Annotated in this window: 19 protein-coding genes and 1 pseudogene; 11 read left to right on the top strand and 9 right to left on the bottom strand. The window is 73.1% G+C overall.

The genetic code is table 11. The features are described 5' to 3' along the window. Positions 1 to 34: 34 nt before the first annotated feature. Genes IFY26_RS01625 through IFY26_RS01605 form a run of 5 tightly spaced genes read left to right on the top strand, consistent with a single transcriptional unit; the run spans position 35 to position 4662 of the window. Positions 35 to 1771, top strand: a complete 1737-nt coding sequence (locus IFY26_RS01625) for a glycoside hydrolase family 13 protein (RefSeq protein WP_232547260.1) — start codon at positions 35 to 37, stop codon at positions 1769 to 1771. A 14-nt stretch (positions 1772 to 1785) separates the two neighbouring features. After that, positions 1786 to 2325 carry an alpha/beta hydrolase gene (locus IFY26_RS18055; RefSeq protein WP_232547259.1) on the top strand — a complete coding sequence of 180 codons (540 nt, stop codon included), beginning with the start codon at positions 1786 to 1788 and terminating at the stop codon, positions 2323 to 2325. After that, on the top strand, positions 2262 to 2549 hold the full coding sequence (locus IFY26_RS01615) for an alpha/beta hydrolase (RefSeq protein WP_232547258.1): 288 nt from the start codon (positions 2262 to 2264) through the stop codon (positions 2547 to 2549). Before IFY26_RS18055 ends, IFY26_RS01615 begins: the two co-directional genes overlap by 64 nt. A 54-nt stretch (positions 2550 to 2603) precedes the next feature. Further along, a complete protein-coding gene (locus IFY26_RS01610; RefSeq protein WP_232547257.1) occupies positions 2604 to 4073 on the top strand; it encodes an MDR family MFS transporter in 1470 nt (489 codons plus the stop codon). A 1-nt stretch (position 4074) separates the two neighbouring features. Then, the gene (locus IFY26_RS01605; protein ID WP_232547256.1) at positions 4075 to 4662 is read left to right on the top strand and encodes an HAD hydrolase family protein; all 588 of its coding nucleotides are present in this window, start codon (positions 4075 to 4077) and stop codon (positions 4660 to 4662) included. A gap of 7 nt (positions 4663 to 4669) precedes the next feature. On the opposite strand, the gene IFY26_RS01600 is transcribed toward IFY26_RS01605, so the two are convergent. Continuing rightward, positions 4670 to 5485 (bottom strand): uracil-DNA glycosylase, encoded by an 816-nt coding sequence (locus tag IFY26_RS01600; RefSeq protein ID WP_332836128.1) that lies wholly within the window; start codon positions 5483 to 5485, stop codon positions 4670 to 4672. 81 nt (positions 5486 to 5566) lie between these two features. Here IFY26_RS01600 and IFY26_RS01595 point away from each other — a divergent pair, with 81 nt between their 5' ends. Next, positions 5567 to 6109 (top strand): type 1 glutamine amidotransferase domain-containing protein, encoded by a 543-nt coding sequence (locus IFY26_RS01595; RefSeq protein ID WP_232547254.1) that lies wholly within the window; start codon positions 5567 to 5569, stop codon positions 6107 to 6109. On the opposite strand, the gene hisC is transcribed toward IFY26_RS01595, so the two are convergent. From hisC to IFY26_RS01580, 3 genes are read right to left on the bottom strand one after another with little or no spacing between them, the layout of a single operon-like run. Beyond that, entirely contained in the window at positions 6100 to 7203 is a 1104-nt protein-coding gene (gene hisC, locus IFY26_RS01590) for a histidinol-phosphate transaminase (protein ID WP_232547253.1), read from the bottom strand. The two genes, IFY26_RS01595 and hisC, sit on opposite strands and share 10 nt — an antisense overlap. A 10-nt stretch (positions 7204 to 7213) precedes the next feature. Then, positions 7214 to 7606 (bottom strand): MmcQ/YjbR family DNA-binding protein, encoded by a 393-nt coding sequence (locus tag IFY26_RS01585; RefSeq protein WP_232547252.1) that lies wholly within the window; start codon positions 7604 to 7606, stop codon positions 7214 to 7216. Positions 7607 to 7609: 3 nt separating this feature from the next. Further along, positions 7610 to 8767 carry a VanZ family protein gene (locus IFY26_RS01580; protein WP_232547251.1) on the bottom strand — a complete coding sequence of 386 codons (1158 nt, stop codon included), beginning with the start codon at positions 8765 to 8767 and terminating at the stop codon, positions 7610 to 7612. 422 nt (positions 8768 to 9189) lie between these two features. Here IFY26_RS01580 and IFY26_RS01575 point away from each other — a divergent pair, with 422 nt between their 5' ends. Genes IFY26_RS01575 through IFY26_RS01560 form a run of 4 tightly spaced genes read left to right on the top strand, consistent with a single transcriptional unit; the run spans position 9190 to position 10824 of the window. Next, a complete protein-coding gene (locus IFY26_RS01575; RefSeq protein WP_232547250.1) occupies positions 9190 to 9417 on the top strand; it encodes a ribbon-helix-helix protein, CopG family in 228 nt (75 codons plus the stop codon). After that, entirely contained in the window at positions 9417 to 9764 is a 348-nt protein-coding gene (locus tag IFY26_RS01570) for a type II toxin-antitoxin system PemK/MazF family toxin (RefSeq protein WP_269778961.1), read from the top strand. The genes IFY26_RS01575 and IFY26_RS01570 overlap by 1 nt, the downstream gene beginning before the upstream one ends. Positions 9765 to 9800: 36 nt before the next feature. Then, positions 9801 to 10133 carry a hypothetical protein gene (locus IFY26_RS01565; protein ID WP_232547249.1) on the top strand — a complete coding sequence of 111 codons (333 nt, stop codon included), beginning with the start codon at positions 9801 to 9803 and terminating at the stop codon, positions 10131 to 10133. 16 nt (positions 10134 to 10149) lie between these two features. Beyond that, entirely contained in the window at positions 10150 to 10824 is a 675-nt protein-coding gene (locus tag IFY26_RS01560; RefSeq protein ID WP_232547248.1) for an aspartate/glutamate racemase family protein, read from the top strand. Positions 10825 to 10903: 79 nt separating this feature from the next. Here the strand turns inward: IFY26_RS01560 and IFY26_RS01555 are convergent, their stop codons facing one another. The 5 genes and pseudogenes from IFY26_RS01555 to xylA all read right to left on the bottom strand — a co-directional run bounded on the left by IFY26_RS01555 (position 10904) and on the right by xylA (position 18720). After that, on the bottom strand, positions 10904 to 12496 hold the full coding sequence (locus IFY26_RS01555) for a DUF222 domain-containing protein (RefSeq protein ID WP_232547247.1): 1593 nt from the start codon (positions 12494 to 12496) through the stop codon (positions 10904 to 10906). A 194-nt stretch (positions 12497 to 12690) separates the two neighbouring features. Next, positions 12691 to 13410: pseudogene (locus tag IFY26_RS01550) on the bottom strand (ABC transporter ATP-binding protein); the annotation flags it as partial. A 26-nt stretch (positions 13411 to 13436) separates the two neighbouring features. Continuing rightward, on the bottom strand, positions 13437 to 16124 hold the full coding sequence (locus IFY26_RS01545; RefSeq protein WP_232547246.1) for an FtsX-like permease family protein: 2688 nt from the start codon (positions 16122 to 16124) through the stop codon (positions 13437 to 13439). Between the two features lie 12 nt (positions 16125 to 16136). Next, entirely contained in the window at positions 16137 to 17543 is a 1407-nt protein-coding gene (gene xylB, locus IFY26_RS01540; RefSeq protein WP_232547245.1) for a xylulokinase, read from the bottom strand. 4 nt (positions 17544 to 17547) lie between these two features. After that, positions 17548 to 18720, bottom strand: coding sequence for a xylose isomerase (gene xylA / locus IFY26_RS01535; protein WP_232547244.1), 1173 nt, complete (start codon positions 18718 to 18720; stop codon positions 17548 to 17550). A gap of 136 nt (positions 18721 to 18856) precedes the next feature. Here xylA and IFY26_RS01530 point away from each other — a divergent pair, with 136 nt between their 5' ends. Beyond that, a complete protein-coding gene (locus tag IFY26_RS01530) occupies positions 18857 to 20032 on the top strand; it encodes an ROK family transcriptional regulator (RefSeq protein ID WP_232547462.1) in 1176 nt (391 codons plus the stop codon). Positions 20033 to 20034 lie beyond the last annotated feature (2 nt).

The following is a 20034-nucleotide window of genomic DNA, read 5'->3' as shown; positions in this document are numbered from 1 at the left end:
CCTGACCGCCGCGGCGGTGGTGGGCTGGTGGCACGTGACCGACTCTGCCGCCGCGCCGCCGAACCCGCACTTCCTCGCCGCCGACTGGTGGCGCCACGCCGTGGTGTACCAGATCTACCCGCGCTCGTTCGCCGACGCGAACAACGACGGCACGGGCGACGTCGCCGGCATGATCGACCGGCTCGACCACCTGGCCGATCTGGGCGTCGACGCGGTCTGGGTGAGCCCCTGGTACCCCTCGCCGCTGCTCGACGGCGGCTACGACGTGGCCGACTACCGTGACATCTCCCCCGACTTCGGCACGCTCGCCGACGCCGACGCGTTCATCGCCGGCGCGCACGCGCGCGGCCTGCGCGTGCTCATCGACCTGGTGCCCAACCACGCGAGCTGGGACCACCCGTGGTTCCGCGCCGCGCTGGCGGCGACGCCGGGCTCCCCGGAGCGGTCGCTGTACCTGTTCCGCGACGGCCGCGGCCCCGGGGGCGACCAGGCTCCCAACAACTGGGGCTCGCTGTTCGGTGGCCCCGCCTGGACGCGGACGACGAACCCTGACGGCACCCCCGGGCAGTGGTACCTGCACCTGTTCGACACCTCCCAGCCCGACTGGAACTGGGAGAACGAGGCCGTCCGCGCCGAGATCGACTCCGTGCTGCGGTTCTGGTTCGACCGGGGCATCGACGGCTTCCGCATCGACGTGGCCGACTCGATGGTGAAGGATCCGGCGCTGCCGGACGCCCCGCTCGACCCGGCCACCGGGTACGGCACGAACACCAAGCGCCCCGGCATGCCGCACTGGGACGTCCCGGGGCTGGACGACGTGCAGCGCCGCTGGCGACGGGTCGCCGATTCCTATGCCGACTCCGAGCTGGGCGGGCGCGTCTTCGTCGCGGAGGCCTACCTCGACCCGATCGAGCGCCTCGTCTCCTACGTCGAGCCCGACCGGCTGCACACCACCTTCAACTTCGACGCGCTCATCTCGGAGTGGTCGGCCGCCTCGCAGCGCGCCGTGATCGCCACGACGCTGGCCGCGCACGCCGAGGTCGGCGCGCCCACCACCTGGGTGCTCGGCAACCACGACAACACGCGCGTGGCCACCCGCTACGGCAAGCCGGTCACCGGGCGCGACTTCACCCAACCCAGCGATGCCGCCGGCGATCCGATCGACCTCACCGCACAGTTGCTGGCGTTGCCCACCGACATCGAACGGGGACGCCGCCGCGCCCGCGCCGCCGCGCTGCTGGAGCTGGGGCTGCCCGGCGGGGCCTACATCTACCAGGGCGAGGAGCTGGGGCTCGACGAGGTCGAGGACCTGCCCGAGGCCGTGCTGCAGGACCCGGTGTGGGAGCGCTCGGGCCACACGATCCGCGGTCGCGACGGCTGCCGGGTGCCGCTGCCGTGGTCGGGTGACGCCGCCCCGTTCGGGTTCAGCGCGGACGCCGACCCGTGGCTGCCCATGCCTGCGCACTGGGCCGAGCTGACCGTCGAGCGCCAGGCCGCCGACCCCGCCTCGACGCTGAACCTCTACCGCCGCGCGCTGCACCTGCGCCGCGACCTGCCCGACCTGCGCACCGACGCCTTCGCCTGGCACGCCCTCGACGGCGGCGAGGTGCTGGCGTTCACCCGCGGCGCGGTGGTGGTCGTGGTCAACTTCGGCGCCGAGCCGGTCGAGCTGCCCGCCGGCGAGGTGCTGGTGGCGTCCGCGGAGCTGACCGACGGCCGATTGGGCACCGACGCGGCCGCGTGGGTGGGCCTCGACGGCGTGACCGGCTGACTACGCTGCCAGGCGTGCCGAAGAAACGCTCCGGGGGCCTGCGCCTGGCCCTCCTCGTCGTGCTGGTGGGCCTGCTGGGGTACGGCATCGGCATCCTGCAACCCCTCGTCGTACGCGCGCCCCTGGTCGTGGGGCAGGACGCGGTGGTGGCGGACGCCGCCCCCTCCCGGGCGCGGCTCGCCGACGCCGGCGGCACCGTGCTGGTCGTCGAGCCCACCGACCGTCCGGCCACGCTGGCGTTCGTGCTCTACCCCGGCGCGCTCGTGCGGCCCCAGGCCTACGAGTGGATCGGCCACGCGCTGGCGTCCGGGGGCGTGACGACGCTGATCCCCGAGTTCGGTGCCGACCTGGCCTTCACCGGCATCGATCGCGCCGAGACGGTCGCCGCCTCGCTGGCGCCGGGGTTGCGCGTCGTGGTCGGCGGGCACTCCCTCGGTGGCGCCATGGCGGCGCAGTACGCGCCGGCCACAAGGACGCCGTCGCCGGGCTCGTGCTGCTGGGCGCCTACCCCGGCAACGGCGTCGACCTGCGCGACGCCGCCTTCCCCGCCCTGACGTTGCTCGCCGAGCACGACGGCGTCATCAATCCCGAGGGCCTCGAGGCCGGGCGCGACCGGCTCCCGCCCGTCCACGAGGAGGTCGTGGTGGCCGGGGCCGTCCACGCCTTCTTCGGGCGCTACGGGCCGCAGGCCGACGACAGCGTCCCCACCGTCACCCGCGCCGAGGCCGAGCGCCAAATCACGGCAACACTGTTACGTTTCACCGGCGGCGTGGCCTAACCTGAATCGTGGCCGCATGCGGCCGCTCCCCGTTTTCGTCTCGAAGGGACGCCCATGTCCGCCGCCCCCACGCTCAGCGACGCCCCGGCCCCCACGGCGTCCGGCAACCGCTCGATCATCGCGATCCTGCTGGTGGCGGCCTTCACCGTCATCCTCAACGAGACCACCATGAACGTCGCCCTGCCCGCGATCATGGCGGACTTCGACGTCACCGAGCGGATCGCGCAGTGGCTCACCACCGCGTTCATGCTCACCATGGCTGTCGTCATCCCCATCACCGGCTGGCTCATCGACCGCTTCACCACCCGCCAGGTGTTCGTCACCGCGATGGTGCTGTTCTGCCTCGGCACGCTGGTGTGCGCCGTGGCGCCCTCGTTCGCGCTGCTGCTCACCGGCCGCATCGTGCAGGCATCCGGCACCGCGATGATGATGCCGCTGCTCATGACCACGATCATGAACCTCGTGCCGCCCCACAGCCGCGGTGCGGTCTTGGGCAACATCTCGCTCGTGATCGCCGTGGCCCCCGCGGTGGGCCCCACGCTGTCGGGCTTCCTGCTGCAGCTCGGCTCGTGGCACTTCATCTTCCTCACCGTGCTGCCCATCGCGCTGCTGATGCTCGCGCTCGGCGTCTGGAAGCTCCGCAACACCGGCGACCACCGCCTCACTCCCCTCGACCCCGCCTCGATCGCCCTGACCGCGCTCGGCTTCGGGCCGCTGATCTTCGGCATGAGCATGCTCGGTGAAGGCGGCGGCGGTGAGGGGGGCGCCGCCTGGGAGGCCCCCGTGGCCCTCGTCGCTGGCCTGGTGTTCCTGGCCCTGTTCGTGTGGCGTCAGCTCCGGCTGCAGCGCACCGACACCGCCCTGCTCGACCTGCGCGTCTTCCGCCACGGCACCTTCACCGTCGCGCTCACGATGATGGCGCTGGGCATGATGGCGCTGTTCGGCTCGGTCATCATGCTGCCGCTGCTGCTGCAGCGCAGCTTCGGGCTCGAGCCGATCCAGGTCGGGCTCATGATGCTGCCGGGCGGCATCATGATGGGCCTCATCGGGCCGATCGCCGGACGCCTCTACGACCGCTTCGGCCCGCGCGTGCTCGTCATTCCCGCCAGCTTCGTCGTGCTCGGGGTGTTCTGGTTCTTCTCGACGCTCACGCTGGCGACGCCGTGGTGGGCCGTCATGCTGGGCCACATGACGCTGAGCACGTCGTTCGCCTTCATGTTCACGCCGCTGTTCACCGTCGCGCTCGGCTTGCTGCCGCGTCCGCTCTACTCCCACGGCTCGGCCGTGGTCGGCACCATCCAGCAGGTCGCCGGCGCCGCGGGCACCGCCTTGTTCGTCACGGTGTTCTCCACGATGTCGGACGCCGCCCTCGCCCAGGGCCTGCCGGACGCCGCCGCCCTGCTCTCCGGCTCCCACTGGGCGTTCCTGTTCGCCGGGGGCGTCTGGGTGCTGGCCGTCGTCGCGAGCTTCTTCGTCCGCAAGCCGGCCGATGTCGACGGCGACCTGCCGGTCGGCGTCCACTGACATGGCCCGCCGCATCCTGTTCCTGGATGTCGACGGCACGCTGGTCGACTACCACAACGACCTGCCGGCCTCCGCGGTCGCCGCGATCAGGCAGGCGCGCGCGGCGGGGCACCTGGTGTACCTCTGCAGCGGACGCGCCAAGCCCGAGGTGTCGGCCGACCGCGTCGTGCTGCACGGCATGGTGTTCGGCGGCGAGCTGTACCGCGCCGACGCGATGAAGGTCAGCTACCTCCTGGGCTCCCCGGACGACCACACCGCCTGCGTGGCCGCCTTCGGCCACCTGCAGCACGGCACCTGGGGCGGCCGGGGCGCCGAGGCGCTGTTCGGCGACGTCGGCGTCACGGGTGTCACCAAGGCGTACGCCGTGGACGCCCTCCTGACCCACCTGGGTGCCGACCGGGCCGACACCGTCGCCTTCGGCGACGCCACCGTCGACCTGCCGATGTTCGCCGCCTGCGGCACGGCCGTCGCCATGGGCAACGCGAGCCCCGACGTGCAGTCCGCCGCCGATCTGGTCACCGACGACGTCGAGGCCGACGGCCTCGCGCACGCCTTCGCGCGGCTGGGCCTGCTGGGCCCGCCCCGCTGACTGCGGCTCACACCAGGGCGAACACCGCGTCCAGCATGGCCTCGGTGAGCCGGCCGGTGAACGTGTTCTGCTGGCTGACGTGGTAGCTGCCGACCAGCCGGACGCCGCGTCCGGTGGGCGTGGCCACCTCGGCGACCGCGCCGTGGCCGAACCGCGGCTTGGGGCGGGGCACCTCCCACCCGCCGCGGCGCAGGGCGACCAGCGCCGCGTCCCAGCCGATCGAGCCCAGGCACAGGATCGAGCGCAGCTGCGGTTCGAGGAGCTGCAGTTCCCGGTCGAGCCATGGGCCGCAGGTGGCCCGCTCGGCCGTGGTCGGCTGGTTGGCCGGCGGGGCGCAGTGCACGGCCGCGGCAATGCGGACGCCGCGCAGTTGCATCCCATCGCCGGTGTGCGTGGCGCGCGCCTGGGACGCGAAGCCCGCGCGGTGGAGGGCGGCGTACAGCCAGTCGCCGGAGCGGTCGCCGGTGAACATGCGGCCCGTCCGGTTGGCGCCGTGCGCCGCCGGGGCGAGCCCGACGATCAGCACCGACGCCGCCGGGTCGCCGAAGCTGGGCGCGGGGCGTCCCCAGTAGGGCTCGCCTGCGTAGGCGGCCCGCTTGGTCGCCGCCACGGACTCGCGCCATTCCACCAGCCGGGGGCACGCGCGGCAGACCGACACGGCGGCGTCCAAGGCCTGCGTGCTGGCGGCGGCTGCGGCGAGCGCGGCCACCCCGGCCGCGTCGTGGGCGACGGGGGTGGCGGCGTCCGCCGGGTCGCCGGGCCAGCCCGCCCCGGGCGGCACGGGCGAGCCGAACGGCTGGCCGGTGATCGGATGGGGGTGCACGCCGGCAACCTACCCCACCTGCGGGTGGTGTCCGCCGACCGCGGACGACCTACGGTGGAGGAAGACGAAGGGAGCACCACCATGTCCGACCTGTCCGGAAAGAAGATCGCGTTCCTCGCCAACCGCGGCGTCGAGCAGCCCGAGCTGACCGACCCGTGGAAGGCCGTCAAGGACGCCGGCGGCGAGCCGGTGCTGGTCAGCAAGAAGCCCGGCACGATCACGGCGCTGAAGGGCGACTGGGACCGCGGCGACGACTTCGACGTCGACGTGACCCTGGCCGACGCCGACGCGGCCGACTACGACGCGCTCGTGCTGCCCGGCGGCACCATCAACGCCGACGACCTGCGGGTGGATGCCGACGCGCAGAAGTTCGTCACGGCCTTCATGAGCGCCGGCAAGCCGGTCGCCCCGATCTGCCACGGCGCCTGGATCCTGGTCAACGCCGGTCTGGTGGAGGGGCGCACCCTCACCTCGGTGGAGAACATCAAGGCCGATCTCGTGAACGCGGGCGCCACGTGGGTGGACGAGGAGTTCCACGCCGACGGCAACCTGCTCTCGAGCCGGACGCCGGATGATCTGCCCGCGTTCAACGCCGGGATCGTGAAGGCGTTCGCTCAGGCCTGAGCTCGTTCGCCGGCCCTGAGGCCGTTGGTCAGACCCGAGGCGGCGAGTTCGGCCGCGGCGGCCAGGATGGCCTCGCTCGCCTCGGGTTCGGCAATCGTGACGCGCAACCCCTCGCCGGGGAAGGCGCGCACGATCAGGCCGTGGCGCGCGAACACCTCGTTGGCGGCCAGCGTGTCCTCACCCAGGCCGAACCAGATGAAGTTGGTCTGCGAATCCGGGAGGCGCCAGCCGTCGGCGGCGAGCGCGTCGGTCACCCTGGTGCGCTCGGCGACGATCCCGCGGACGCGCTCGTCCAGTTCGTCCTGGGCCGCGAGGGACGCGAGCGCCGCGACCTGGGCGAGGGTGGTCACCGCGAACGGCATCGCCACCTTGCGGAGCGTCTCGGCGACCTGGGGATCGGCCAGCGCGTAGCCCACGCGCAGACCGGCCAGCCCGTGCGCCTTGGAGAACGTGTGGGCCACGATGACGTTCGGGTGGCGGCGCAGCAGCGCGACGCCGGGGTCGGCGTCCAGGCCCCGCTGGAAGTGGAGGTAGGCCTCGTCGATGAGGACCGCCACGTCGTCGGGGATTGAGGCGACGAAGTCGGCCAGCTCGGACGGCGCGATGGCGGGGCCGGTGGGGTTGTTGGGGGTGCAGAGGATCACCAGGCGCGTCCGGTCGGTGATCGCCGCCCGCAGCGCCGACAGGTCGTGGCGGCCGTCCTCGGTGAGCGGCACCGGCACCGGCGTCGCCCCCGCGCCGACCACGAGCAGCGGGTAGGCCTCGAACGAGCGCCACGCGTACACCACCTCGTCACCGGGGCCGGCGACGGCCCGGATCACCTGCGACACGCTCTCCACCGAGCCGCCGCCGAACACGACGTGCTCCGGGGTGAGCCCGTGGCGCTGCGCCACCGCGTCGGCCAGGGCGGACGCCGCCGCCTCCGGGTACCGGTTCACCTCGGCCGCGGCCGCGGCGATGGCGTCCACGACGCTGGGCAGCGGGCCGTGGGGGCTCTCGTTGGAGGACAGCTTGAAGACCCGCTCGGTTGTGTCGGGGATGCGGCCCTGCTTGTAGGCGGGCAGCGCGGCGAGGTCGGGGCGCAGACGGATCACGGAGCCGATCCTAGGCCTCGAGCTCGCGCACCAGTGCCGGGGGTGCCGTCATGCGGAAGGACTCCTCCAGCAGGTCCCGCACCTCCTCGGCGCTCGGCTCCCACGTGTCGAGCGCGAGGGCCAGCCAGCCGTACGGACCGTCGTAGGCGGGCACGACGAAGCGCTCATCGCGGAGCAGGAGGTCGCGGTGGTCGGCGTCGGGCTTGAAGAGCAGGGCCCGGCTGAGCGAGGTGTCGCCGTGCGATCCCTTCACGTGCCCGCCGTAGGACGCGAACGTCTTGCGCGTGAACCACACCGGACGCCCGTGGCTCACCTTCTCCTGCGCACCGGGGAAGGACAGGGCGAGGTTGCGCAGGCCAGCCAGGAGGGCATCGTCGTCGTCGAACATCTGCGGGTGCGTCATGGTTCAAGCGTGCCCCTCGTCGGGGAGGTCGTCCGGGATGTCGTCCAGCGTGCGGAGGTCGACCATCTCGGCGCGGGTGAGAACGCCGCTGAGGGAGCGTCGGGTCCGGGTGAAGGGGACGAGGAGGACGGCTGCGGCGACGACGAGCACCCACAGGAGGCTCCACCCCGGCCCCAGACCCAGCCCTTCGTCGAGCACCAGCGTCACCAGCATCGGCCCCGGCACGACGTGCGCCCGCGCGAGGCGCCGGGCGAGCGTGCCGCGGGTCAGGTTGCCGGCCGCGTCACGCCACAGGGGGGTGAGCCACACGGCGTACTGACCGCCTGAGGCCGCATGACCGCCCCACGGCGGGACGACGAAGCAGACGATCCAGGGCACCCCGACGGTGAGGGCGAAGCCCAGCCAGCCGAGCGAGGCGATGCCGGCGTCCGTCTCGATGCCGAGCACCAGAGCGCCGACCAGCGTCAGCACCGAGAGGATCGCCGACAGCACCATGAACGCGAACGCGTCGGTGAGCATGCCGAGCCAGCGTCTCGGCGCCGCGACCGGGCGCGGGACGTGCCGGTGGGCCGCGAGCTCCCGCGCTCGCGGCATCCAGGCCAACAGGAGCGGCGCGACCAGCGCGCCGAGGAACGCACCGAGGGTGTTCGTGATGAGGTCGTCCACGTCGAAGATGCGGTAGGCGCAGGGGTAGATGCCGAACAGACCGGTCAGCTGGGCGGATTCGATGAACGCGGACGCCGCCAGCCCGCTCAGCGTCGCGGCGAGGATGCTGCGGTGGAGGAACCGGCGAACGATGACGCCCCACGGCACGAAGAGGATCACGTTGAGCACCACCTGGAGCACCGTGAACGACCACAGCCCCTCCGGCAGCCCCACCTCGGACACCGCCCGTTCGATGTCGTCGACGAACGCGAACGGGACGAACCGCGGGCGCGGCGCCGCCGAGCACACGAGGCTGTCACGCTCGGGCAGCGGAAGCCAGGTGTAGGTGAGCAACGCGGTGGTGTAGGACGCCAGCGCGAACGCCCCCAGCAGCCGCGCCGCGTTGGGGCGGCCGTAGCGGCGGTACTGCCACGTCACGACCGGCACGAACGTGACGACGAACACGATCAGGGCGTTGATCAGCGCGAGCTGGCCCTGGGCGATCCAGGTGGACACGCTTCGCCTCCTCGGGGGTGAACGGTCCCCGAGCGTAGTGGTGGGTCCACGAGCGGATCGAACGACGCTGTCCGGGCGCACTGGTGTCCTGGGCAGGGTGGGGTCAAGGCCAGGGTCAGCGCACGGGGGTCGTCACGAGTGTCGTGTCGGGGGTCGTGTCGGGTGGGGTGGCGGGGGTCGTGCTGTTCGGGCGGGCCGGTTCGTCAACCCCCGGCATCGGCTGCTCAACCCGCCCGACGCGGTCGTCGCGGCGGTGAAGCTCGCCTCGGACCGGTCCCGTGACGTGATCGTGCGGCTCTACGAGAGCTCGGGCGGACGGTCGGCGACCGTGGTCACCCCCGGTTTCGCGGCGTCCGGCGTCGAGGTGATGAACCGGGAAAGTGGTACTACCGTGGTAGGAACATCCGGAGTACCCTCGTGGCATGAGCCAGGTGAAGTTGAGCGTGAGCCTCTCCGAGAGCGACGTCGCGGCGCTGGACAAGTACGCCGCTGCGGCTGGCATCACGTCCCGATCCGCCGCCATCAAGCAGGCGATCAGACTGCTCAGGGATGCCGAACTCCAATCCGCCTACGAAACGGCGTGGGCGGAGTGGGAGAGCTCAGCGGACGCCGACGCGTGGGAGTCCGTCACCATGGATGGTCTGGCCTGATGCTGCGCGGTGAGATCAGGCTGGTCGATCTGGAGCCCGCTCGACCGGGCGAGGCCAACAAGCGCCGGCCGGCCGTGATCGTGAGCAATGACAACGCCAACGCCACGGCCGCGCGGCTGGGACGCGGCGTCGTCACCGTTGTGCCCGTGACGAGCAATATCGCGCGCATCTTCCCCTTCCAGGTGCTGCTTCCGGCCCACGAGACAGGCATCCACGCCGACTCGAAGGCCCAGGGCGAGCAGGTTCGCGCGGTTTCGTTGGAGCGGCTCGGTGCGACCGTCGGGCGGCTCCCGACACACCTCATGGCCCAACTGGACGACGCGCTGCGGCTCCACCTGCACCTCTGAATTCGCTGCTCCCGGAGATGATCAGGCGCCGCGGCGGTGAATCTGGGCCCGCGCCCCCTCATCGACGCCCAGGCAGGTTTGGCCGGCGGACGGGTCGGGGGGCTCACGCTCATCGGCCAGCTGCTGCGCCGCACCCGGTGTTGGGCGCGCATCAAGGCCACCCTCGCGGACGTCCAGACCCGGGACGGGAACGCCGCCGAGCCCGTCGCGTCCGCCGCCGCCCTGTTGGCGCTCGTCCGCGCGGGCGCCACGGATGCCGAAACCACCCTGGCCACCACCCCCGTCACTCCCTTCGTCCACCGCGCCGACGCGTTCCGCGTCCGGCTCGGGCAGTTCATCGATGCCGCCACCCAGCAAGGAGCCCCATGAACCCCAGGAGCAAGACGTGACCCCGGGCGGCCAGCGCGCCGGCCGCATCGTCGGCCTCATCCACACCGCACCCGACAACGCGGTGCGCTTCGACGCGCTCGTCCGTGAACGGCTGCCCGACGCCGAGCAACTCCACGTCGTGGACGCCTGGCTGCTCGACGAGGCGGTCCGCCACCGAGTCGACGGCCGCCACGACGAGCGGATCGCCGCCCACGTCGAACACCTCACCGAGCGGGGGGCGGCTGCGATCCTCGTCACCTGCTCCTCGATCGGCGAGGTCGGCGACCGCGTGGCCCTGGACGCCCGCGTGCCCGTCCTGCGGGTGGACCGGCCCATGGCCCGGCGCGCCGCCGCGCTCGCGAAGGCGGGTGGCGGCCGCATCACAGCGCTCGCCACCCTGGCGTCCACGCTCGAGCCGACCACCCGGCTGCTCACCGACGAGGCGGGCTCCGGGATCGAGGTGGCCGGACGCATCGTGGAGGGCGCCATCCAGGCGCGCCACGTGGGCGACACGGCGACCTTCGACCGGCTCATCGGCGAGGCCGTCGACGCGGCCCTCGCCGATGGTGCCGTCATCGTGCTCGCCCAAGCGACGATGGCGAACGCGCTGGGCGGCGACGACCGGGGCGGGTGCGTATTGTCCTCGCCGGCGTCGGCGGCCGACGCGCTGGCGGAGGCTGCGGACGCCTGATGCGTGGCGCCCCCGGGCGCAGTGGTGACCGCCCGCAGGGGTGCATTTGGGGCGCAGTGGTGCCCGCCGCAGAGGTGGCTCAGACGGCGGTCAGCGCACGGGTGTCGTCGCGGGGGTCGCAGTGTTCGGGTGGGTCGGGCTCGTCCAGCCAGCCGGGCGGCTCGACCGTCCACCACTCCCCCGTCCGGGGCGGGGGCCTCCGGACCAGCGTGGTGCCGGTCGGGGTCACCAGATAGCGGAACCCCGCCGGTGATTCCCAGCAGAACACCCCGGGCATCGGCTGCTCGACCCGCCAGCCCCCATGGGTCTTCACCCGGTGCGTGAACGCACCGAGTGGGCCGAGGTTGTCGGGCCGGGTCTGCCCGGCACCGGACGGGGCGTCATGATCGAAAGGAACCGTGTGGTCCAGCTGGCACGCCCGGGCCCGCGCCGTACCCCACGGGAACACCTCCACCGGGTTGCGGACCTCCACCGCGTGCCGCATCCGCTCCGGAACGCCGTAGGCGTCCGTGGCGGGGAGCCGGCCGGGGTCGATCACCGGCCGGCAGATCACCGTCGCGTCCTTCAGCAGCCCGCCGAGCTGGTCAGCCAGCAGCACACCCCAGCCCTCCACGGTCGCCACGCCGCGCTCGGGGTGGCGCAAGGCGTCGGCGTCGAGGTGGATGACTAGCTCGCGCGTCCGCGGCTTGGTGGCGCCGATCAGCTGCGTGAACCAACCCGCCGCAGCGTCGGTCACCGACTCGTCCAACCCAGCAGCATCCGCGCCGGTGTCGCCGTCCGCGCGTCCGTCGGCCGGGGTTCGCCGCGGCGCGGCGAAGCCCGCGGCGTCCACGACGAACACCGTGGGATCGTCGTTGCCCCCTGCGCCCCGGCCCGTGCCGGGGCCGCCGGGCGCGAGCGACGCGACGTCGGGCAGTTCGTCCTGACCCAAGGCGTGCCGCGCCAGCATGCCCAACGACAGGGCGCGGCGGTGCTGGAAGTCCAGGTCGGTGGGCAGCTGCTGGGCGAGTTGCCCCAGCGCGTCGTCCAAGTCAACGCCATCGCGGGCGTCGAGCTTGCCACTCAGCGCGGTCGCACCCTCGCGGATGGGCTCGACCCTCACCCCACGCCACCCCGCCGTTCGCTCGGCGCGCTCGTGTGCGAGTTCGGTGTCGGCCAACAGGATCCAGCCCGCCAGCTGATCGCGGACGCGTCCGAACGGCTGCATCGCGAGCGCCACGGCGCAGTGCCCGTCCACCACGGCGCAGGCCTGCTGGGAGATCCCGGCCTCGACGCACGCGTCCGCGACCCACACCGCCTGCCACACGCGGACCAACCCGCGCATCGTCAGATCCCACAACTGGGGGTGCCGGTGGCTCAGGTTCAGCGCCTGCGCCAGCCGACGCTTCGCGGCGCCGGGCCCGATCCGCAGCATCGCGCCGATCTCCGCGGCGAGGAACTCCCCGACCTGCGGCGTCCCGTCCCCGCCCAACGACACCAGCCGCTCGCACCCGTCAACGATGACGGCGGCGTCGATGCGGTGGAGGTCGCAGGCGTTGGCCAAGCAGATCAGCTGCGCTACCTCGGCCGATTCCAGTTGCGCGGTGGCATGGTCGAGCGCGGCGAGGTTGTCGGCAGCGGCCGCGCTGATCACACCACCCACCGCCGCCGCTCTCGCCTTATTCGAACTCATGTACCTATTCTAGAGGGATCGAAGCGTGCGCACCAGAGGGGTGAGGCAATCTGTGGGCAACTTTTGGGGCCGCTGCCCACCCGGCCGGCCGCGCCACCCGGGCCGGGTAACCGGACACCCCGGCCCCGGCCCAACCCATCTGCTCCGCTGCAGCAGCGGCACTCCGGGCCGGGCATCGGTCAGGCGGGCATTGGTCAGGTCGGCGCGCCCGAGCGCTCGGGGCGCCCAGAAGTCCCGATGTCCGTCACCGGCACCGTCCGGCCATCGGACAAGTGCACCTCGCGGTGGGCGTACGACGCCGCGTGCGCGTCGTGGGTGACCATGATGACCGTCTGCCCCAGCTCATCGACGCACTGGCGCAGCAGCGCGAGAATCTGCTCGCCCGTGTGGGAATCCAGAGCACCGGTGGGCTCGTCGGCGAACACCACATCCGGCTGGGTGATCAGCGCCCGGGCGATCGCGACGCGCTGCTGTTGCCCGCCCGAGAGCTCCGAGGGCCGGTGCTCCAGCCGATCCCCCAACCCCAACGGCGCCACCACGGAGTCCAGCTGCTCCCGCCCGACGCGGCGGCCCGCCAGCTCCGCGGGCAGGGTGATGTTCTGCCGGGCCGTGAGGGTGGGCAGCAGGTTGAACGCCTGGAACACGAAGCCAATCCTGTCCCGCCGGGTGCGGGTCAGCGTGCGGTCGTCCATGCCCGCCAGATCGACCCCACCCAGCAGCACCCGGCCGGACGTCACCCGATCCAGCCCCGCCAGACAGTGCATCAGGGTGGACTTGCCGGAGCCCGACGGCCCCATGATCGCGGTGAAGGAGCCGCGGGTGAATCGCGCGCTGATGCCGTCGACGGCCCGGACCGCGCGGTCGCCCTCGCCGTACACCTTCACCAGATCGATGGCCTCGGCCACCACGTCCTCACCCATGGGCGCTCCCTCCTCGACCCTCATCCGATGTCCGCCAACGCCTCGACCGGGGTCGCCCGGGCTGCGCGGCGTCCGGGTAGGACGGACGCCAGCGCCGCGGCCGCGACGACGAGCACGCAGGTGAGCAGCGTGGCCGGCCAGTCGACGACGAGCGGCGGGGTGCTGAGCCCGAACGCCTGGGCGACGGCGGCCGCGCCGGCCCACCCGAACAGGAGGCCGAACGCCAGCCCCACCGCGATCGCGACGAGTGCGATCGCCAGCGACTCCAGCAATACCATGAGGCGGACGCCCGACCGTTGCAGACCCAGGGCGCGCACCAGCGCAAACTCGCGGCTGCGCTCCAGCACCGACAGCCCGAGCGTGTTGCCCACCCCGATCAGCGCCACGAGCGCGGCCACGGCGAGCAGCCCCGTGAGGAACGCCGTGACGTCGTCGAGCAGGGTGCGCAGCATGGCCTTCTGCTCGGCGCTCCCGCTCACCTCGAGGCCCGGGTTGTCCGCCATGAGCTGCGCCTGCAACTGCCGGACGACGCCCACGCTGTCGTCCGGGTTCTGCAGCCGCGCCAGAATGAGGCCGTCGCGGGTGTGGGCGCGCAGGGCAGCCAGGGTGTCCGGGTGAAGCACCGCGAGCGACGGGCCGAGATTGCTCTCCACCACCCGCAGCGACGGCTCCCGGTCCCCGGTGAGCGACTGCAGCATCACGATCGAGCCCACCTGGATCTGCAGCAGTGAGATGACCTGGGCCGGGAGACCGACCTCGCCCGGACCCACCTCGACGGGAGCGTTGAGCAGCCGCTGCGCCCCCGCCGGCACGACGGCGGCGGGCAGGAAGCGCATCATGCCCGTGCCGGTCCACAGCAGGAGCGGCTCGGTGGTGGTGAGCAGCTCGGCGTCCGCCACGCCGGGGGTGGCGCGGACGGCGTCCAGCCCCCCGGGCGCGAACCCCCTCAGCCGGCCGGTCGCGTCGCGGCGGCTGGGGCCCGCCCAGGCGCCGTTGGGATTGGCGAGGTCGGGTTCTGCGACGGCGGACTGCAGCGCGAGATCGACCGGGTAGCGCTCGTCCATCCGCGCGAACGCGCTGGCCCGCCCCGAGGCGCTGCCCACTTGCACGGTGACGATCAGGCCGACGGCGAGCATGACGGCCGTGGCCGTCGCACCGACCCGGGCAGGGTTGCGGACGGCGTTGGCGACGGCGAGGCGCGCCTCCGGCCACCGGCCCACCACGGGGGCGCCAAGGAGCCGCACCAGCGGTGGCACGTACAGCGACGACGCGCCCAGGACGCCCACGCTGACGCCAACCGCGCCCACGGCCACCACCACGACGCGCACCACCGGCCCCCAGGCCTCCGAGCCCACGCCGGCCCAAGCCCCCAGCCCCGCCGCCATCACCGCCGCGCCGATCGCCACCAGGGCGGCGCACACCACACCCCGCACGACGGACCGGCGGGCCGCCTGGGGCACCGCGTCCACCGGCTGGAGCGCCGCGAGCGGCGGGACGCGGGTGGCCCGGGACAGCGGGATGAGGGACGCGAGAACGGTGACCCCGACGCCGAGCAGCGCCACCCCGGCCAGCGTCAGCCACGGCACGACCAACCCGTGGACCAGCGACCGCGTGGCCCAGCCCGACACCGCGGCGGCGAGCCCCACCCCCACCGGCAGCCCGAGCACCGTGCCCAACGCGCCGAGCACCCCCGCCTCGGCCACGAACCGGGCCAGCACCTGACCGCGCGTCGCACCCACCGCACGGAGCAGGCCAATCTGGCGCCGGCGCTGGGCGACGAGGATCGTGAACGTGTTGGCGATGATGAGCGTGCCGACGAGCACGGCCACGGCACCGCAGCCGGTCACCAGCAGGCTGAGCCAGCCGGCCCCGCCCGCGACGGCCCCGGCCGCCTCGGCGCGGACGACCGCAGCCACCTTGGGCTCGACGATGATCTTGAGGAAGCCGGCCCGGTACAGCGCCTGCTGGGTCTTCTCGACGACCGCCGACGCCACGTCCGGGCTGGCGGTGCGCACGAGCAGTCGGACGCCGACGCCGCCGCTGGACGCGCCGGGGGTCTCCCGGGCGGTGGTGGCCGGATTGATGAGGATGCTGTAGTCGGGCGGCGGCAACAGGGTGCCCGCTCGCTCCAGCAACGCGTGCATCGCGTAGGCGGGCGGGTCGTCGTAACCGCGCTCGTCGGTGAGCCCAACGACGGTCAGGGGCAGGACGTCGGCCAGGTTGAGCTGCACGGTGTCGCCCAGCCCGACACCCAGGTCGGCGGCCGTGTCACGGGTGAGGACGATCTCGACGGCCGTCTCCGGGTAGCGGCCCTCGCTCGGGGCGTACCACCGCAGCTCCGGATCCATCGGCGAGGTGGTGAGCTTGACGCCCGCGAACGCGTCGCGGCTGCTCAGGTGCGTGTACAGCTGGCTGAACCGTTCGAAGGACACCACCTCGGGCTGGTCGCGCAGGGTCTCCTCCGCCAACGCCAGGCCGCCATCGCGTTGGAGGCGCGCGTCGGGCCAGTGCCACAGGTGGGAGTCGACCACCACATCCGCGCGCGAGGCGAACAGCATCTCGCGCTCGGTGATCGCGTTCGACTCGGTGGCGGCGAACACCTGCGTGGCGGCCAGGAACGCCACCGAGAGCACGATCGCGGTCAGCGTCGCCGCGAAACGGGCCGGGTGCAGGCGCACCTCCTGCCACGCCTGCGCCAGCACACCCATGCGGGCAGCTTCTCAGACTCCCTCGGCCTCGGCCAGGGCCTCGGCGAACCGCTGCCGGATGAAGGGGGTGTCGTCGCCCGCGAGGGTCTCGACCCCCGCCAAGGGCCAGACGGGCACCTCGGCGGCACCGGACGCCACCCACGCGGCCTGCTTGGCCGCGCCCAGGGCGACGTATTCTCCGTCCGGCGGCACGACGACCTCGACCCCGAGGATCGACGGCGCCAGCTGGCGAATCGCGGCGGACTTCGCCGCCCCGCCCACCAGCGACACACGCTCGACGGCCACGCCAAACGAGCGGACGGCGTCCAGGGCGTAGGCCATATGACCGAGGACGCCCTCGAACGCCGCGCGCGCCAGGTTGGCCCGCGTGGAGTTGGCCATCGTCATGTGGCGCAGAGAGGCCGTGGCGTCCGGGAGGTTGGGCGTCCGCTCGCCGTTGAACAGCGGCAGCAGCACCAACCCGCCCGCGCCCGGCTCGGCGCTCAGCGCGAGCTCACCGAGCGCGCGGTGGTCGACGCCCAACAGGCGAGCGAACACGTCGAACACCTGGGCGGCGTTCAGCGTGCAGGCCAGGGGCAGGTACTCACCCGTGGCATCGGCGAAACCGTTGATCGCACCCGAGGCGTCCGCGACCGGCGTGGTCGAGACCACCGCCACCACCCCGGACGTGCCGAGCGAGAGCGACGTCTCCCCCGGGGTCAGCCCCAGCCCCAGGGCCGCGCCGGCGTTGTCGCCGCAGCCCGGCCCCAGCGGGGCCCCGGAGGTGGCCATGGCCAACCCCGATTCCGCCGGCCCCAGCACGCGGGGCAGCACCACGTCGGCGGCGTCGCGGCGCAGCGCGAGGCCCAGCAGGTCGCGGCGATAGGCGTTGCCCACGGCGTCGAAGTAGGCCGTGCCCGAGGCGTCCGACCGGTCGGTGACCAACGCCTCGATGCCCGGCGCGCCGGCGAGCTGCCACGTGAGCCAGTCGTGCGGCAGGGCCACGGCCGCGACGGCGGCCGCGTGGTCGGGCTCCGCATCGGCAAGCCACCGCAGCTTGGTGGCGGTGAGGCTGGCCACCGGCACCGAGCCGACGGCGTCCACCCACGCCTGCGGCCCGCCCAGCTCCTCGGTGAGGTCGGATGCCGCCGGCGCGCTGCGGGTGTCGTTCCACAGCAGCGCGTCGCGGATCACCGCACCGGAGGCGTCCAGCGCCACCATGCCGTGCTGCTGGCCGCCGACCGACACCGCGGCGACGTCGTCCAGCCCGCCGGCGGACTCCATGGCCTCGCCCAGGGCCGTCCACCACGCCGACGGCGCCACCTCGGTGCCGTCGGGATGGGCGGCCCGGCCCTGGCGGACGACGGCGCCGGACTCGGCGTCGACGACCAGGACCTTGACCGACTGGGTGGAGCTGTCGATTCCGGCGACCAGCGTCACGGCGTCAGCCGATCAGGTGGGCCAGCGCCTGCTGGTACAGGCGGACGAAGTACGTCTCCCGCGCCCCGGAGGCCTCGGCGTCGAACTCCTCCTCGGCGGCCAGGAAGTCGGCCACCGACTCGCCCTGGGCCAGCGTGGGCACACCGAGCTCGAAGATGCCGGCGGCCTTCATGGTCTCCTGCACCTGCGGGTCGGCGCGGAACGCGCGGGCCTTCTCGGCGAGCAACAGGTAGGTCTCCATGTTGGCCTTCGCCGTGTCCCAGATGCCCTCCATGCCCTCGGTGCGCGAGGGCTTGTAGTCGAAGTGGATCGGGCCGTCGTAAGTCGGGCCGCCGTTGGGGAAGCCGTTGACCAGCAGGTCGACCGTGAAGAACGCGCTCAGCAGGTCGCCGTGGCCGAACACGAGGTCCTGGTCGTACTTCAGGCCCTTCTGGCCGTTCAGGTCGATGTGGAACAGCTTGCCGGCCTGCAGCGCCTGCGCCAGGCCGTGGGTGTAGTTGAGGTTCGCCATCTGCTCGTGCCCGACCTCGGGGTTGAGGCCGACGATGTCGCCGTGCTCCAGCGTGGCGATGAGGCCGAGGGCGTGCCCGATGGTGGGCAGGAAGATGTCACCGCGGGGCTCGTTCGGCTTCGGCTCCAGGGCGATGCGCAGGTCGTAGCCCTGCTCCTTGATGTGGGCCGCGACCGTGTCGAGCCCCTCGGCGTAACGCTGGTGCGCGGCGTGGAGATCCTTCGACGAGTCGTACTCGGTGCCCTCGCGGCCACCCCACATCACGAAGGTGGACGCCCCCAGCTCGGCCGCCAGGTCGACGTTGCGCAGCACCTTGCGCAGGCCGAAGCGGCGCACCGCGCGGTCGTTGGCGGTGAGACCGCCGTCCTTGAACACGGGGTGGCTGAACGTGTTGGTCGTCACCATCTCGATGACCAGGCCGGACGCCTCCGCCGCCTTCTTGAGCGTGTCGATGCGCTCCGAACGGGTCGCGTCGTCGGCGTCGAAGGGGTACACGTCGTTGTCGTGGAACGTGATGCCCCACGCGCCCAGCTCGGCCAGCTTCTCCGCGTACTCCCAGGGCTCCAGGGCCGGGCGGGTGTCCGGGCCGAAGGGGTCGGTGCCCGTCCAGCCGATCGTCCACAGACCGAACGAGAACTTGTCTGACTTCTCCGGAGCACGAACCATGATGAGGCCTCCTCGCCATCGATATAAGTTTCACGACAAGACTAAACGCGCTCTCGCGTACAGTCAAGATGTGCAGCCATTGTCCTCCACCTCACCCCGCGGCGCACGGCAGTCGACGCTTCGCTCCTTGAATCTCGTGCTGGTGGCCCAGGCCGTGTTCGCGCGCCCTGGAGAATTCACCCGGGCGGACGTCGCGGGGGCCACGGGCATGACACGTTCGACGGTCTCCCGGCTCGTCGACCAGCTGGTCGCCGGCGGCATCCTGGCCGAGGACGACCCGGCCCAGCGCGGCCGGGGCCGACCCGGGGTGCCGCTGCGGCCGGCGCCGGGCACGTTCGTGGCGCTGGGCCTGGAGGCCAACGTCGGTCACCTCGCCTCCTACGTCATCGACCTCGCCGGCCGCGTGCTCGCTCGCCGGTTCGTGACCGACGACCTCGCGGGCTCGGACGCCGACGCCACCCTCGCGCGCCTGGCCGATCTCGGGGCCGAAACGCTCGCGGACGCCCCGGCCGGGGCCCACCTGCTGTCGGCCCACGTGGCCCTGCCCGGCATCGTCGACCACGACGCGGGCGTCCTGCTGCGCGCGCCGAACCTCGGCTGGAGCCAGGTCGCCGTGCTGCCCCACCTGGCGCGATGGGCGTCCGAACGCACCCTCACGGGGCTGGACAACGAGGCCGACTGCGCCGCCCTCACCATCGCCCAGCCCGCCCCGGGGTACCCGGGCGACCTCGACTCGTTCGTGTACGTCTCGGGCAACGTCGGCATCGGCTCGTCGACCGTGCTCGGCGGCCAGGTGCTCGCCGGGCGGCACGGCTGGGCCGGCGAGCTCGGCCACGTGTGCGTCGACCCGGACGGGCCGGTCTGCGGCTGCGGCGCGCGCGGCTGCCTGGAGGCCGTCGCCGGACGCCGGGCCCTGCTCGCCGCGTCCGGGCGCGACGACTGGGACGTCCTCGTCGCGGACGCCGCCGCCCCCGACCCCGACCCGGCCCTCGCCGCCGCCCTCACCCGCGCCGGCCGGGCCCTCGGCATCGCGCTCTCGGCGGCGCTCAACCTGCTCGACCTCTCCCACGTCGTGCTCGGCGGTCACCTCGCCGAGCTGGCCGACGCGCTCACCCCGGCCGTGCGCGCCGAGCTCGACACCCGCGTGCTGTCGGGGCCCTTCGAGCCGGTGCAGGTCAGCGTCCGCACCGCGGCCGAGGCCCCCGGGGCCCTCGGCGCGGCCTACCACGGCATCGCCACCCTGCTCGCCGACCCCGCGCGCGTGCTGGCCGACGAGGCGTCCGAGCCGGACGCCGCCGCGGCCCAGGCCTGACC

The sequence above is a fragment of the Propioniciclava soli genome (assembly GCF_014858005.1).
In the GTDB taxonomy this organism is placed as follows: Bacteria; Actinomycetota; Actinomycetes; order Propionibacteriales; family Propionibacteriaceae; genus Propioniciclava; species Propioniciclava soli.
The sequence above is the reverse complement of the archived record's forward strand: the minus strand, read 5'-3'. Positions and strand labels throughout refer to the sequence as shown.